Annotated in this window: 9 protein-coding genes; 3 read left to right on the forward strand and 6 right to left on the reverse strand. The window is 62.4% G+C overall.

What is annotated here, in order from left to right:
• Positions 1 to 253: 253 nt before the first annotated feature.
• Positions 254 to 604: a hypothetical protein gene (locus ACQ5BM_RS10240; protein ID WP_429810654.1), complete on the reverse strand. Its 351-nt coding sequence runs from the start codon at positions 602 to 604 to the stop codon at positions 254 to 256.
• 576 nt (positions 605 to 1,180) lie between these two features.
• Here ACQ5BM_RS10240 and ACQ5BM_RS10245 point away from each other — a divergent pair.
• Positions 1,181 to 1,669 (forward strand): hypothetical protein, encoded by a 489-nt coding sequence (locus ACQ5BM_RS10245; protein WP_429810656.1) that lies wholly within the window; start codon positions 1,181 to 1,183, stop codon positions 1,667 to 1,669.
• A gap of 96 nt (positions 1,670 to 1,765) precedes the next feature.
• On the opposite strand, the gene ACQ5BM_RS10250 is transcribed toward ACQ5BM_RS10245, so the two are convergent.
• From ACQ5BM_RS10250 to ACQ5BM_RS10260, 3 genes are all read right to left on the reverse strand, one after another.
• Positions 1,766 to 2,725 carry a lysylphosphatidylglycerol synthase transmembrane domain-containing protein gene (locus ACQ5BM_RS10250; protein ID WP_429810658.1) on the reverse strand — a complete coding sequence of 320 codons (960 nt, stop codon included), beginning with the start codon at positions 2,723 to 2,725 and terminating at the stop codon, positions 1,766 to 1,768.
• 481 nt (positions 2,726 to 3,206) lie between these two features.
• Positions 3,207 to 4,598, reverse strand: coding sequence for a M20/M25/M40 family metallo-hydrolase (locus ACQ5BM_RS10255; RefSeq protein WP_429810660.1), 1,392 nt, complete (start codon positions 4,596 to 4,598; stop codon positions 3,207 to 3,209).
• Between the two features lie 335 nt (positions 4,599 to 4,933).
• The gene (locus ACQ5BM_RS10260; RefSeq protein WP_429810662.1) at positions 4,934 to 5,377 is read right to left on the reverse strand and encodes a MarR family winged helix-turn-helix transcriptional regulator; all 444 of its coding nucleotides are present in this window, start codon (positions 5,375 to 5,377) and stop codon (positions 4,934 to 4,936) included.
• 633 nt (positions 5,378 to 6,010) lie between these two features.
• On the opposite strand from ACQ5BM_RS10260, the gene polA reads away from it, so the two are divergent.
• Both polA and purU read left to right on the forward strand, forming a co-directional pair.
• Positions 6,011 to 9,016, forward strand: a complete 3,006-nt coding sequence (gene polA, locus ACQ5BM_RS10265) for a DNA polymerase I (protein WP_429810664.1) — start codon at positions 6,011 to 6,013, stop codon at positions 9,014 to 9,016.
• A gap of 377 nt (positions 9,017 to 9,393) precedes the next feature.
• Positions 9,394 to 10,248, forward strand: coding sequence for a formyltetrahydrofolate deformylase (gene purU, locus ACQ5BM_RS10270; protein ID WP_429811147.1), 855 nt, complete (start codon positions 9,394 to 9,396; stop codon positions 10,246 to 10,248).
• Between the two features lie 56 nt (positions 10,249 to 10,304).
• Here the strand turns inward: purU and ACQ5BM_RS10275 are convergent, their stop codons facing one another.
• Complete coding sequence (locus tag ACQ5BM_RS10275; RefSeq protein WP_429810666.1) at positions 10,305 to 10,949, reverse strand: TetR family transcriptional regulator; 645 nt, start codon at positions 10,947 to 10,949, stop codon at positions 10,305 to 10,307.
• 164 nt (positions 10,950 to 11,113) lie between these two features.
• Complete coding sequence (locus ACQ5BM_RS10280) at positions 11,114 to 14,254, reverse strand: multidrug efflux RND transporter permease subunit (RefSeq protein WP_429810668.1); 3,141 nt, start codon at positions 14,252 to 14,254, stop codon at positions 11,114 to 11,116.
• Between the last annotated feature and the right edge of the window lie 7 nt (positions 14,255 to 14,261).

The following is a 14,261-nucleotide window of genomic DNA, read 5'->3' on the forward strand; positions in this document are numbered from 1 at the left end:
TGGATTTGTCCCTCTGCCATCTGCGGGGGCTGCTTGGCTCAACCGCGACGGCGACTTCGATCTCGACGGCGGTACCGGCACTCTGCGCCCATCCGCCCCGGCGACCGGGTGAACTTTAAATACGGCAATTTAAGGGGGAGTTAAGAAGCCGATCGTGAAATACGCATGGTCTTCAACAGCTTGCGTTCAGGCGGTGTCGGGTCGTAGTGGTGACGCGCGCCCCATTGTGTTGACGAGCCAAGTAAGGTCGCGGTTACTGGATCGAGGTACGCAGCGGCGTATCTTCGACCGCCACGCTCGATCCCGCAGCAGCGGGCGCGGTAAAGTCGTAGAGCCATTGGCTATAGGGAAACCGAAGCAGGACCCGTTTGCCCAGATGGTTTGTCGTCACTTCCTCGCAATCCTTCGCGGGATAGGCTTGCCGGCCGCACATGGCGCGTGGGCTATCGACCAGGCGGTAGCCGTGCCCCTGATAAACCAGCGCCGTCATCGCCCTCAGCTTGAGGGAACCAGGCGGCAGCACCACGAGGCGCAGGCTGGCAACCCAGGTCGCGAGGATCAGGACGACGATGATTGCGGTGGGGATCTGGAGCAACAATTTCATCTGAAATCCTGCAATTAACGAGAGTAAAATATATCTTTTGCTTATTGGTAGTCGTATATCCGAAAAGCTGAAGGAAAGTAAAATGCCATCAAGGGTTGATGGTTTCCGGCCGGTTACCGCGCCATGCCTGGCTTTCGAGCGTCGGTTTCTAGCGAGGGAATCCGCGACTCGGGCGCGGGCGAGAAGCTCAAGATCGCGCCAAGCGCGCTCGCCTTCACGATTTTGTGCAATGCAAAAATAATGACTTGAATTTGCTGCGTTGCATGATTATTATATGACTTATCGAAGCGCTGCACCTCCTCCCGCGGCGCCCGATGCGGATCGGTGGCATTCCTCCTCCCAGTCGCCGATCAAGTTCGAGAGCCCCGTGTACCTCCTCCCACACGGGGCTCTTTTCATGTCTCGAAGGCAGTCGTGTTTCCCTGCATGTCGCATCTGTCGTGCGCCATTGGCGCCGCGGTGGGTTCTCGCAAGTATCGGCATGGAGACGATTTAAGGAAACCGGCAGGCGGCGAATCTTGCTATGGCTTCGCCTTATTGTTGTGCTTGGCTATCGCACGACAAAGGAGGGTTGCCATGCAGCTTCGATCCACCGTCCTCGCGCTCGGCGCATTCGCAGCCTTGAACGGCGAGACCCTGGCGCAAGAAGGCGTCGCCTATGTCGACGATCGCTCCGATGGGGCAACCCTCGTCCGCTCTCTCTACAACGCCATCAACCGCAAGGAATATGCCCGCGCCTACGGCTATTTCGGCGAATCGAAACCCGTCGGCGGCTTCAAGTCCTTCACCCGCGGCTATGATCGCACGGTGTCCGTCGAGGTGAGGATCGGCAAGGTGAAGACGGAAGCCGGTGCCGGCAGCATCTATTCCGCGGTCCCGGTAGCGGTGAAATCCATCGAGAAGCGCGCGCGGGTCCGGTTCTTCGCCGGCTGCTACGTTACGCGCATCATCAACCCCTCGCTGCAGGTGCCGCCCTTCACGCCCTACCAGATCGAGGCGGCGCGGCTTGAGGAAGTGAAGGGGCCGCTCGAGCAGGCGCTGCCGGCCGTCTGCAACGCGCCCTGAAGCAAGCCGCGCAAAGGCGTCCGCCTTCCGCCTTCCGCATTTCGATGCAATTCCTGCAATCTGAAGCTTACCGCATGTCTCCTTGCGCGACATGCTTTACGGAAGGTCGGTCCCTCCAGGGGGATGGCGTTGTGCCACGAAGCGCGCCCGCTCGAAGACGAGGATCACCACCAACGCCAGGACAAAGGGGATGACCAGGTAGAGCAGGCGGAAGATCGCGAGGGCGGCGAGAACGTCGGCCGGATCCATCTCCGGCAGCGCCGCGATGAAGATCAGCTCGAGCACGCCGATCCCGCCCGGCGCATGCGAGAGCAGTGCCGCCGAGAACGAGGCGAGGAAGATGCCGAGGATGACGACATAGCCCGGGTTTCCGGTTTCCGGCAGCGCGAAATAGATGATCCCGGCGGCGCCGATCAGTTCCACCGGCGCGATCACCAATTGCCGGAAGACGATCTTCGGCTTCGGGTAGTGAAGCTGGAACCAGCGCGTCCGGAACGACGGAAGCCCGACGAGGCTGCCGATGACATAAAGCCCGATGACGACGAGAATGAGCACGCCGGTCGTCAGCGACATTTCGACCGGCAGGAATTCGGCGAAGCGTTCGATGATGTCGGGCCGCACCAGAAGGACGATGGCGGAAAGCACCAGCGTGCCGAGCGTGAAGGTGAAGGAGCAGAAGGCGACGAGCACGCCGACTTCACCCGGAGAAAGCCCCTTGGAGCGATAGGCCCGGTAGCGCACGACGGCGCCGGAAAAGACCGATGCACCGAGATTGTGCGAAAGCGCGTAGGTCGTGAACGAGCAGAGAGTGATGAACCAGATCGAGATGCGGTGACCGAGATGGTCGAGCGCCAGTCGGTCGTAGGCCGCAAGCGCCGCATAGGCGACCAGCGTCGAGCCGATCGCCAACAGCCAGCTCCTGAACGAAATGGCATTGAAGCTCGCGATGAACTCGTCGAGCGAAAGGCCGCGAAGCTCGTGATAAAGCGCATTCACCGAAAAGAGGATCGCGAGAAGGCCGACAACGGGCCAGAAATAGGTCTGCAGCCTCTTCATACCGCTGCCGCGATTGGTGTGAGGATGTGGGCAAGGCGCTCTGAGGACATTTCTGTTGCGGCTGCCGGAGTGGTTCTCCAAGCGGAGACGTTCTGTTTTATGAGCCGCTTTGTCATAGCGTCACGCCCGCAGCGCGACGCTTCGGTCCTTACCCTTGCCAACGATCCGATTTCCCTTTGTGATTTGTTTCACAAAAAGGAAGCACCTGAGACCCCCGAGGTCAAGGATTGAGGGCCTGCCGAAAACGGAGAAACCGCCGGGAAACGGTGGAGGGGAAACGGTAAAACGCGGGCGGGACGGCAGTCGAACAGCAACGCATGCGCATCGGCAGACGGATTGCCCGTGGGGGCTGCATCATCGCGAGTGCGCAACCCTATCGATGAGGCCGCGGCGGATCGTTCCGCCGCGGCCCTGGATCAAGTCGGTTGAGCGGGATGCGGACGGAAATCCGCGCACATTTTGCGATCCCGCCCCGACCGTCTCAGGCTGACAGCGCATCCAGGATGCGGATCCAGGAACGAATGCCCTTGTGGTAGGACTGCAGCTCGTACTTCTCGTTCGGCGAATGGATGCGGTCGTCGGAAAGGCCGAAGCCGACCAGCAGCGATTCCATGCCGAGCATCTTCTGGAAGTCGCCGACGATCGGGATCGAGCCACCCATGCCGATGATGACGGCCGGCTTGGGCCATTCGTCGGAAAGTGCCACCTTGGCCGTGTTGAGCAGCGGCGATTCGTAAGGCAGGTGGATGGCCGGCGAACCGCCGTGGGCGTGGAACTCGACCGAGCAATCGGCCGGAACCTTGGAGCGGACATAGGCGCGGAACGCTTCGCGGATCTTTTCCGGGTTCTGGTTGCCGACGAGGCGGAAGGAAACCTTCGCCGAAGCCTCTGCCGCGATCACCGTCTTGAAGCCTTCGCCGGTATAGCCGCCGGTGATGCCGTTGACTTCCGCCGTCGGGCGGGCCCAGGTCAGTTCCAGCACCGAGCGGTTCTTTTCGCCCGACGGGATCGAGAGGCCGATTTCGCCGAGGAATTTCTCCGCCGTCTGGCCGAGTGTTTCCCAGGCAGCCTTGATCTGGGCCGGGGTCTCTTCGACGCCTTCGTAGAAGCCGGGGAGTGTCACGCGGCTGTTCTCGTCGTGTAGGCCGGCGAGAATGGTCGTGAGGATGCGGATCGGGTTGGCGGCGGCACCGCCGAAGTAGCCGGAATGCAGGTCACGGTCGGCCGCCTTGACGATGACCTCTTCGCCGACGAGGCCGCGCAGGCCCGCGGAAATGGCCGGCGTATCGCGGTCCCACATGCTGGTGTCGCAGACGAGGGCATAGTCGGCCTTGAGTTCGGCGGCATTGGCCTCGAGGAAGGGCTTCAGCGACGGCGAGCCGGATTCCTCTTCGCCCTCGAACAGAATGGTGACGCGGCAGGGCAGGCCGCCATGCACGTCCTTATAGGCGCGCACCGCCTCGACGAAGGTCAAGAGCTGGCCCTTGTCGTCAGCCGTGCCGCGGCCGGTGATGACCTTGCGGCCGGGTTCGATTTCCTTGATGCCCGGCTCGAAAGGATCCGTGTCCCAGAGATTGAGCGGGTCGACCGGCTGGACGTCGTAGTGGCCGTAGAACAGCACGTGCGGCGCATCCGGCTTGGCGCCGTCGTGATGGGCGACGACCATGGGATGGCCGGGGGTGTCGCGCACCGAGGCGGTGAAGCCGAGGCTGTTGAGTTCCGCCACCAGCCATTCGGCCGCCTTGCGGCATTCCGCCTTGAAGGCCGGGTCGGTCGAGATCGACTTGATCCGAACGAGATCGAAAAGCCGGTCGAGGCTCTTCGGCAGGTTGGCGTCTGCGCGTTCGAGAACGGGGGTGATATCTGCCATCATGCATATCCTTGCTTCGTTTGGCCGGAACCTACTGCATGAATCGCCAAATCGAAATCGATTTGCGCACGAAATCACGCGAGCGACATTCTCCTGCATGGTCTCCATTAATCGACTTCGATTTAAGGACAAAGACATGCAGCAAATCAAAGTTCTACAGCAACCTTTGCGCGTCTGATAAGACGCGCGGCGCGGTAGAGCGGCAGCGACCGGCGGGCATTCGACGCTGCGCCTTCAGGCGCGCAAAGCCACCGGAGGTACGCGCTCTGGTTTAAAGCCTAAGGCCATCCTCTTTAAGCCAAATATTTTGATGGATCGATCAGGGACGGTGCGAGGCGTCAGGCGCGGCCATCGCCACGCGCCACGTTGGCAAGCGCCATGCGCATATATTCGAGCATCAGCTCGCGCTCGAAATTCCTGAGGCCGGAGAGCAGCGACTGGTCGGCTGCAAGGGCTGCTTCCTTGGCCGCTGCCTCCATCTCCTTCGCCCGCTCGCTCAGGAAGATCTGCTGCGAGCGCTTGTCCTGCGGATGCTTGCGGCGGACGATGAGCCCGTCGCGCTCCATGCGCGAGAGCGTGTTGGCCATCGTCGCCTGTTCGATGTCGAGGCGATCAAGCAGTTGCTTCTGCGTCAGGCCTTCTTCGGCCCAAAGCTCCAGCAGAATGGGAAACTGTCCCGGCGCGAACCCGAGCTTCTGGCCGCGCTCGTGCAGGGCGCGCGAAAAGCTCTTCGCCAGCAGGCTGGCCAGATAGGTCGCAGATTCCATCCGATTGAAGGCCATGCCTATCGGTACGCTCGAAGCGCCATGAAGACAAGTTACAATGCAGGCGATGAACCCTACCGCATGTCTCCGTTAGTCGACTTCGATTTAAGGACAAAGACATGCAGCAAATCAAAGTGCTGCAGCGACCTTTGCGCGTCTGGTAAGACGCCTGCCGCTGTAGGGAAAGCCGGCGCTCACCTTGAATTGAGCGGACTTGATCGCAGACCCTGGCCGGAAAGCCGCAGGCTGTGGCCGGAAAGCAAAAAACCGTCACGGCGCGGAGGCGGCGCCGTGACGGTTTCCTGAAAACGGGACAAAGGCCCGGAGAGGGGGATAAGGCCTTTGTCCTCATCTGGTGCGGGCGGGGGACAGGCCAATCACCAGAAGACGGCATCACTCGGTGCCGTTGGGTAAGATTTGAGGAGTCAAATGTGGCTTTTCAAGGATAGGCGGCACGAATCGGACATTACAAATACGTAACGTTTCCGTGAAAACGCGACGCTCTCTCGCCACCCCTTGCGAATGGCGAAATCCGCTTCGCCGGTACAATTGGTGGTAGAGGTTCGACGCCTTGTTTCCGAGACGAGAATGTAGTGTTCGGCGGGAAAACCGCAATGGACCTTTGCCTCACCCCGCGCTATCCATTTGCCCATGAAAAACGGTGATCATCTCTTCCTCGTCGACGGCTCCGGATTCATCTTCCGGGCGTTCCACGCCATCCCGCCGCTCAACCGCAAATCCGATGGCCTCCCGGTCAACGCGGTATCGGGTTTCTGCAACATGTTGTGGAAGCTGCTCACCGACGCGCGCGATACGTCCGTCGGGGTCACGCCAACCCATTTCGCCGTCATCTTCGACTATTCCTCGAAGACGTTCCGCAACGCGCTTTACGATCAGTACAAGGCCAATCGGACTGCGCCGCCGGAAGATCTCATTCCGCAGTTCGGTTTGATCCGTCACGCGACCCGCGCCTTCAACCTGCCTTGCATCGAAAAGGAAGGTTATGAGGCGGACGACCTGATCGCCACCTATGCAAGGCTCGCAGAGCAGGCCGGGGCCGGCGTCACCATCGTCTCCTCCGACAAGGACCTGATGCAGCTCGTGACCCCGAACGTGTCGATGTACGACAGCATGAAGGACAAGCAGATCTCGATCCCCGAGGTCGTCGAAAAGTGGGGCGTACCGCCGGAGAAGATGATCGATCTCCAGGCGATGACCGGTGATTCCACCGACAACGTTCCCGGCATTCCCGGGATCGGTCCAAAGACGGCGGCGCAGCTGCTGGAAGAATTCGGCGACCTCGATACGCTGCTTGCCCGCGCCGGCGAAATCAAGCAGGCCAAGCGCCGCGAAAACATCATCGCCAATGCCGATCTCGCACGCCTGTCGCGCCAGCTCGTGGAGCTCAAGACCGACACGCCGCTCGATGTTCCGCTGGAAGAGTTGAGCCTGGAGCCGCAAAACGGGCCGAAATTGATCGCCTTCCTCAAGGCGATGGAATTCAACACGCTGACGCGCCGCGTCGCCGCGGCGACGGGCACGGATGCGGACGCCGTCGAAGCCGCCAACGTGCCGGTCGAATGGGGTGCCGAGGCGCGGGGGCCCGACCTTGACAAGGGCGAAGCGGCGGCTGTCAGCGAGGCGTCCGCCGCCAAGGCAGCAGCGCGGGGCGAGGCGGCCGAAGCGGCGGCTGTGCTGTCGCGCGCCGGCGAACCGATCGCGACCGATGCGACACCGCAGGCGCTGGCCGCGGCACGGGCGGAAATCTTTGCCAAGGCGCCGTTCGATCACAGTGCCTATGTGACGATCCGCGATGTCGCGGTTCTCGACCAGTGGATATCAGCCGCGCGGGAAGCGGGCGTCGTCGGTTTTGACACGGAAACGAACTCGCTTGATGCCATGCAGGCGGATCTCGTCGGCTTCTCGCTGGCGATCGCCGACCATCGGGCGAACCCGACGGGCACCGCCATCCGGGCGGCCTACGTGCCGCTGATCCACAAGACCGGTATCGGCGACCTCCTGGGCGGCGGGCTTGCCGAAAACCAGATCCCGGTTGGGGAGGCGCTGAGCCGCTTGAAGCGCCTGCTCGAGGATCCGTCCGTCCTCAAGGTCGCGCAGAACCTGAAATACGATTACCTGGTGATGAAGCGGCACGGCATCATCGTCGAGAGCTTCGACGACACGATGCTGATGTCCTATGTCGCCGATGCCGGCAACGGCACCCATGGCATGGACTCGCTCTCCGAGCGCTGGCTGAACCATAAGCCGATCGCCTACAAGGACATTACCGGTACCGGCAAGTCGTCGCTGACCTTCGACTTCGTCGATATCGACAAGGCAACGGCCTACGCGGCCGAGGATGCGGACGTCACGCTGAGGCTCTGGCACGTCTTGAAGGCGCGGCTGGCCGCCAAGGGGCTGACGCGCGTCTATGAGCGCCTGGAGCGACCGCTGGTCGCGGTGCTCGCGCGCATGGAAGATCGCGGCATCACCATCGATCGCCAGATCCTGTCACGGCTTTCGGGCGAACTGGCGCAAGGGGCGGCAGCGCTGGAGGACGAGATCTACAAGCTCGCCGGCGAAACCTTCACCATCGGTTCGCCGAAGCAGTTGGGCGATATCCTGTTCGGCAAGATGGGCTTTGCCGGCGGGTCGAAGACGAAGACCGGCCAATGGTCGACCTCGGCCCAGGTGCTGGAAGACCTGGCCGCCGAAGGGCATGAATTGCCGCGAAAGATCGTCGACTGGCGGCAGCTGACCAAGCTCAAGTCCACCTACACCGACGCGCTGCCGGGCTTTGTTCATCCCGAGACGAAGCGCGTGCACACGTCCTATGCGCTTGCCGCCACGACGACCGGGCGCCTGTCGTCTTCGGATCCGAACCTGCAGAACATTCCGGTGCGCACCACCGAAGGCCGCAAGATCCGCACGGCTTTTATCGCGACGCCGGGCCATAAGCTCGTCTCCGCCGACTATAGCCAGATCGAACTGCGCGTGCTCGCCCATGTCGCCGACATTCCGCAGCTCCGCCAGGCCTTCGCCGACGGCGTCGACATCCACGCGATGACGGCCTCGGAAATGTTCGGCGTGCCGGTCGAGGGCATGCCGGGCGAAATCCGCCGGCGCGCCAAGGCGATCAACTTCGGCATCATCTACGGCATCTCGGCCTTCGGCCTCGCCAACCAGCTGTCGATCGAACGCTCAGAGGCGAGCGATTACATCAAGCGCTACTTCGAGCGTTTCCCCGGCATTCGCGACTACATGGAGGGCACCAAGGCCTTTGCTCGCGAACACGGTTACGTCGAGACCATCTTCGGCCGCCGCGCGCATTATCCGGACATCCGCTCGTCGATCCCGTCGCATCGCGCCTTCAACGAACGCGCCGCGATCAACGCGCCGATCCAGGGCTCGGCCGCCGACATCATCCGCCGCGCCATGGTGAAGATGGAGCCGGCGCTGACCGAGGCAAAGCTTTCGGCCCGCATGCTGCTGCAGGTGCACGACGAACTGATCTTCGAGGTCGAGGACGCCGAGGTCGAAAGGACCATTCCGATCGTCGTCTCGGTGATGGAAAATGCCGCCATGCCGGCGCTCGACATGAAGGTGCCGCTCAAGGTCGACGCACGGGCCGCGACCAACTGGGACGAGGCGCACTAAAGCAACTCCAGGAAAAGTGCGCAGCGGTTTTCCGTCCGGAGTTGCGAGAAGGAAAAGCAACTCCAGGAAAAGTGCGCAGCGGTTTTCCGTCCGGAGTTGCGAGAAGGAAAACCAACTCCAGGAAATGCTGAAGCGGCTCTCCATTCGCCATTCCAGTGCATTTCCTGAGGGAATTCCCTCGGGAAGCCTCAAAATCGCCTGCGATGATTCTTGCAGCGTCCGAGGGCATTTAATGCTTTCGGGCGCCTTTCCATCAGGATGATAGAAAGCGCCGGCTGTCGCAGCCGGAACGATTGCCGGCGCGTTCAACTCCTCATAGGCAGCGGTTGGGAAGGGGCTTGAAGCCCCATCCGGAACGGCTGCAATCGGAGGAGATCATGGCGCCGAAGACCTTCATTCTTGTCCTGTCCTGCGACGACAAACCCGGCATTGTTGCGGCCGTCACCACCGAACTCGCCGGCCTCGGCGCCAATATCGCCGAGAGCAACCAGTTCTGGGATACCAGGACCAACAGCTTCTTCATGCGCATCGCCTTTCAGGTTGCGGCGAGCGTTCAGGCAACCGATGTCGAGCGGGCGCTGGCCCCGGCCGTCGAGCGTTTCCAGATGCGGACGGTCCTGGCGGACGCCACGGTAAAGCCGAAGATCCTCGTGCTCGTCTCCAGGTTCGACCATGCGCTCCTGCACCTGCTCTACCAGATCCGTGTCGGCTGGCTGAACGCGGAAGTCGTCGCCATCGTCTCCAACCACGAGGACAGCCGACGCACGGCGGAGGCCGAAGGTTTGCCCTATCACTATTGGCCGGTATCGAAGGACAACAAGGCCGAGCAGGAGGAGAGGCTCTTGCGCCTCGTGCAGGAGACTGGCGCCGATCTCGTCATTCTCGCCCGCTACATGCAGGTCTTCTCCGACAATCTGTCGAAGCGCCTCTACGGCAAGGCGATCAACATCCACCATTCCTTCCTGCCGAGCTTCAAGGGCGCCAAGCCCTATCATCAGGCGCATGAGCGCGGGGTGAAGCTGATTGGTGCGACGGCGCATTACGTCACGCCCGACCTCGACGAAGGTCCGATCATCGAGCAGGAAACCGAACGTGTCAGCCATGCGCTGACGGCCGAGGACTTCGTCGCCACCGGCCGCGATATCGAAAGCCGCGTGCTCGCGCGTGCCGTCAAGCTGCACCTGGAGCGGCGTGTCATGCTCAACGGTCACAAGACCGTGGTCTTCAGCTAGAGGGCTTCGAAAGGCGCCTGATTGGCCGGTACCCGCATGGGTGCCGGTCCAATCTGTTATGGGCGTGCGGCAACCGCGGTGGCGGTGACGGCCGGCGCGCGGAAGCTGGCAAAGAGCCGGCTCAAGCCTTCGCGTCCCTCGGCGGTCAGATCGAAGCGGCGGCCGAAAAGCAGCCACTCGGTACAGAGCCCGAGCATCATCCAGTGCAGCGTTCTGGTTGCCGAGGCCGGCGTCCAGGTCTCGTGCATCTGTCCCTTGGCGAGCGCGCGGGAGAAAGCGAGTTCCAGGAGGACATTGTGGCGCTCGTCGAGCTCTTTCTGGCGGGTCAGGACCTCGCTCATGTCGCCATCGTAATTGGTGCGCAGCATGATCGTGAGAATGCGCTGACGCTGTTCGTCGGCGGCGAGAGCATCCAGCCAGTCGCCCATGGCGCCTTCGAGGATGGAAAGCGTATCGGCCGCCTCCGCTTCGATTTCGCGGGCGATCATGTCTTCCTGCGGCAAGGGCACGGCATCGTGCAGCGCGAGGAACAGGTCCGTCTTGTTGGCAAAGTGCCAGTAGATGGCACCGCGCGTCACGCCCGCAGCCCTGGCGATTTCTTCGAGCGTCGTGTTCGAGACACCCTTTTCGTAGAAGACGCGCTCGGCGGCGCAGAGGATCTTCTGCCGGGTTACTTCTGCGTCGGCTTTTGTTCGGCGCATTCATTCCTCCTCATCAGACGGCCCGCCGACAGCGATGTTCGGCGGGCCGTCTACTGCATGTTTCCTTAATCGTCTCCGATTTAAGGACAAAAACATGCAGCATTTCCAAATGCTACAGCGACCTTTGCGCGTCTGAGTAAGACGCGCGGCGCTGTAGTGTCATCTTACTCGGCGGGTGTCGGGTTTTCTGCGGCTGTCGGTGTGTTTTCCACCTTCTTTCGTCCGAAGATCTTCGTGACGAACACGAAGAATACCGGAACGAAGAAGATGGCGAGCACCGTTGCCGAGATCATCCCGCCCATGACGCCCGTGCCGATGGCGCGCTGGCTGCCGGAGCTGGCACCGGTGGCGATCGCGAGCGGCAGAACGCCGAGCGTGAAGGCCAGCGACGTCATCAGGATCGGCCGGAAGCGAAGATGTGCCGCCTCCAGCGTCGCGTCGATCAGCGACTTGCCCTGCTCGCGCAGTTCCTTCGCGAACTCGATGATCAGGATCGCGTTCTTCGCCGAAAGGCCGATGATCGCGATCAGACCCACCTTGAAGTACACGTCGTTCGGCATGTCGCGCATGGTGACCGCCAGCACGGCGCCGATGACGCCAAGCGGAACGACCATGATCACCGCAACCGGGATCGACCAGCTCTCGTAGAGCGCCGCAAGGCACAGGAACACCAGGAGGCACGAGAGCGCGATCAAGAGAGGTGCCTGGGTGCCGGACTGGATTTCCTGCAGCGACTGCCCCGTCCATTCGTAGCCGAAGCCGGCCGGAAGCTGTCCGGCGAGACGCTGCATCTCGGCGATCGCGTCACCGGACGAATAGCCGGGTGCCGCCTCGCCGCTGATGCGGACCGAGGGATAGCCGTTATAGCCGATCGTCTGCGTCGACGCCTTGACCCATTCCACCGTCGCGAAGGCCGACAGCGGCACCATGCCGCCATTGGCATTGCGGACGTTGAGGTTCAGGAGGTCGGCGGTCTGCATGCGCTGACCTTCGTCCGCCTGTACCGTCACGCGCTGCATGCGCCCGGCATTGGGGAAGTCGTTGACGTAGGACGAGCCGAGGTTGGTCGAGATCGTCGAGTTGATGTCGGCGAAGGTCACGCCGAAGGTGTTGGCCTTCTCTCGGTCGATGTTGACGCTGACCTGGGCCGCATCCGGCATGCCCTCGAAGCGGACGCCGGCGAGCACCTTGCTCTCCGCCGCCATGCCGAGAAGCTGGTCACGAGCCTGCGACAACGCCGCCTGGCCGAGACCGCCGCGGTCCTGCAGGCGGAACGAGAAGCCGCCCGTGGTGCCGAGGCCCTGGATCGCCGGCGGCGACAGCGCGAAGCTGATCGCGTCCTTGATCTGACTCATCGCCATCGTCGCCCGCATGGCGATCGACTGCGCGGCGTTGTTGGCGTCACGCTCCTTCCAGTCCTTGAGCGTCACGAAGGCGAGCGCCGCGTTCTGGCCGGTGCCGAAGAAGGAGAAGCCGTTGATCGCGATGATGCGTTCGACAGACGGTTCCTGGCCGAAGATCTTCTCCGCCTGCTCCACCACCTCGGTCGTGCGGTTGCCGGTCGCTTCCGACGGCAGCTGCATCATGACGATCACGAAGCCCTGGTCTTCGTCCGGCAGGAACGACGACGGCAGCTTCATGAACAGCCAGCCGAGGCCGGCGAGCACCGCGACATAGACGATCATGTAGCGGCCGGTCCGGTGCACCAGGCGCTTCACGATGCCGCTATAGCCGTGCGAGGTCTTGTCGAAGCTGCGGTTGAACCAGCCGAAGAAGCCGCGCTTGGCGTGGTGGTGGCCCTTCGGCACCTGTTTCAGGAAGCTCGCGCAGAGTGCCGGCGTCAGCGATAGCGCAAGAAGCGCCGAGAACAGGATCGAGACGACCATCGTCAGCGAGAACTGGCGATAGATCACGCCGACGGCGCCCGGGAAGAAGGCCATCGGAATGAACACCGAGGCCAGCACCAGCGTGATGCCGATGACGGCGCCGGTGATCTGCCTCATCGCCTTGCGGGTCGCTTCCTTCGGCGTCAGCCCTTCCTCGGACATGATGCGCTCGACGTTTTCGACGACGATGATCGCATCGTCGACGAGGATGCCGATCGCCAGCACCATGCCGAACATGGTCAGAACGTTGATCGAGAAGCCCATCGCCAGCATCACGGCGCAGGTGCCGAGCAAAGCGACCGGCACGACAAGCGTCGGGATGATGGTGTAGCGGATGTTCTGCAGGAACAGGAACATCACGATGAACACCAGCGCGACCGCTTCGACGAGCGTCGAAAGCACCTTCTCGATGGAAACGGCGACGAAGGGCGAGGTGTCGTAGGGAACCGAATATTCGAGGCCCTGCGGGAAGAACTTCGCCAATTCGTCCATGCGTGCCTTGATGGCCGCCGAGGTCGACATGGCGTTGCCGCTCGGCGAGAGCTGGACGGCGATCGCCGCCGAGGGCTTGCCGTTCAGCCGCGTCGAGAAGGCGTAGCTTTCGCCGCCGATCTCGATGCGGGCGACGTCGCGCAGGCGGACGGACGAACCGTCCGGATTGGCGCGAAGCACGATCGCGCCGAACTCTTCCGCGCTTTCCAGCTGGCCCTTGACGACGACGGGCGCGCTGATCTGCTGGGTGATCGGATTCGGCTGCGCGCCGATCGAGCCGGAGGCGATCTGGGCGTTCTGCGCCGTGATCGCAGCCGTCACATCGGCGGCCGTCAGGTTGAGGCCCAGCATCTTGTCCGGATCGAGCCAGACTCGCATCGAGCGCTCGGTGGCGAAAAGCTGCGCACGGCCGACGCCGGGCACACGCTGGATTTCGCTCAGAACGTTGCGGCTCAGGTAGTCGCCGAGACCGATGGCGTCCATCGAGCCATCGGTCGAGGTCAGGGCCACGATCATCAGGAAGCCGGAGCCGGCTTCATCGACCTGAACGCCTTGGCGCTTGACCGAATCGGGCAGGCGCGGTTCGACGCGGCGAACGCGGTTCTGGATGTCGACCGCCGCCTGTCCCGGATCGGTGCCGGGCGCGAAGGTGGCGCTGATTTCGACGGAGCCGGAGGCGCTCGAGGTCGACTCGAAGTAGAGCAGACCTTCGACGCCGTTGAGCTCGTCTTCGATCAATCGGGTGACGCTCTGATAGGTGTCCTGCGACGAGGCGCCGGGGTAGCTCGTGTTGATGGAGATCTGCGGCGGCGCGACGTCGGGATATTGCGATACCGGCAGAAGCGGGATCGCAATGACGCCGGCGACCATGATGAAGATCGCCACCACCCAGGCAAAAATAGGCCTGTCGATGAAAAAGCTAGGCATCAATCAA

The organism is Ensifer sp. B1-9, assembly GCF_050474445.1.
GTDB lineage: Bacteria > Pseudomonadota > Alphaproteobacteria > Rhizobiales > Rhizobiaceae > Ensifer.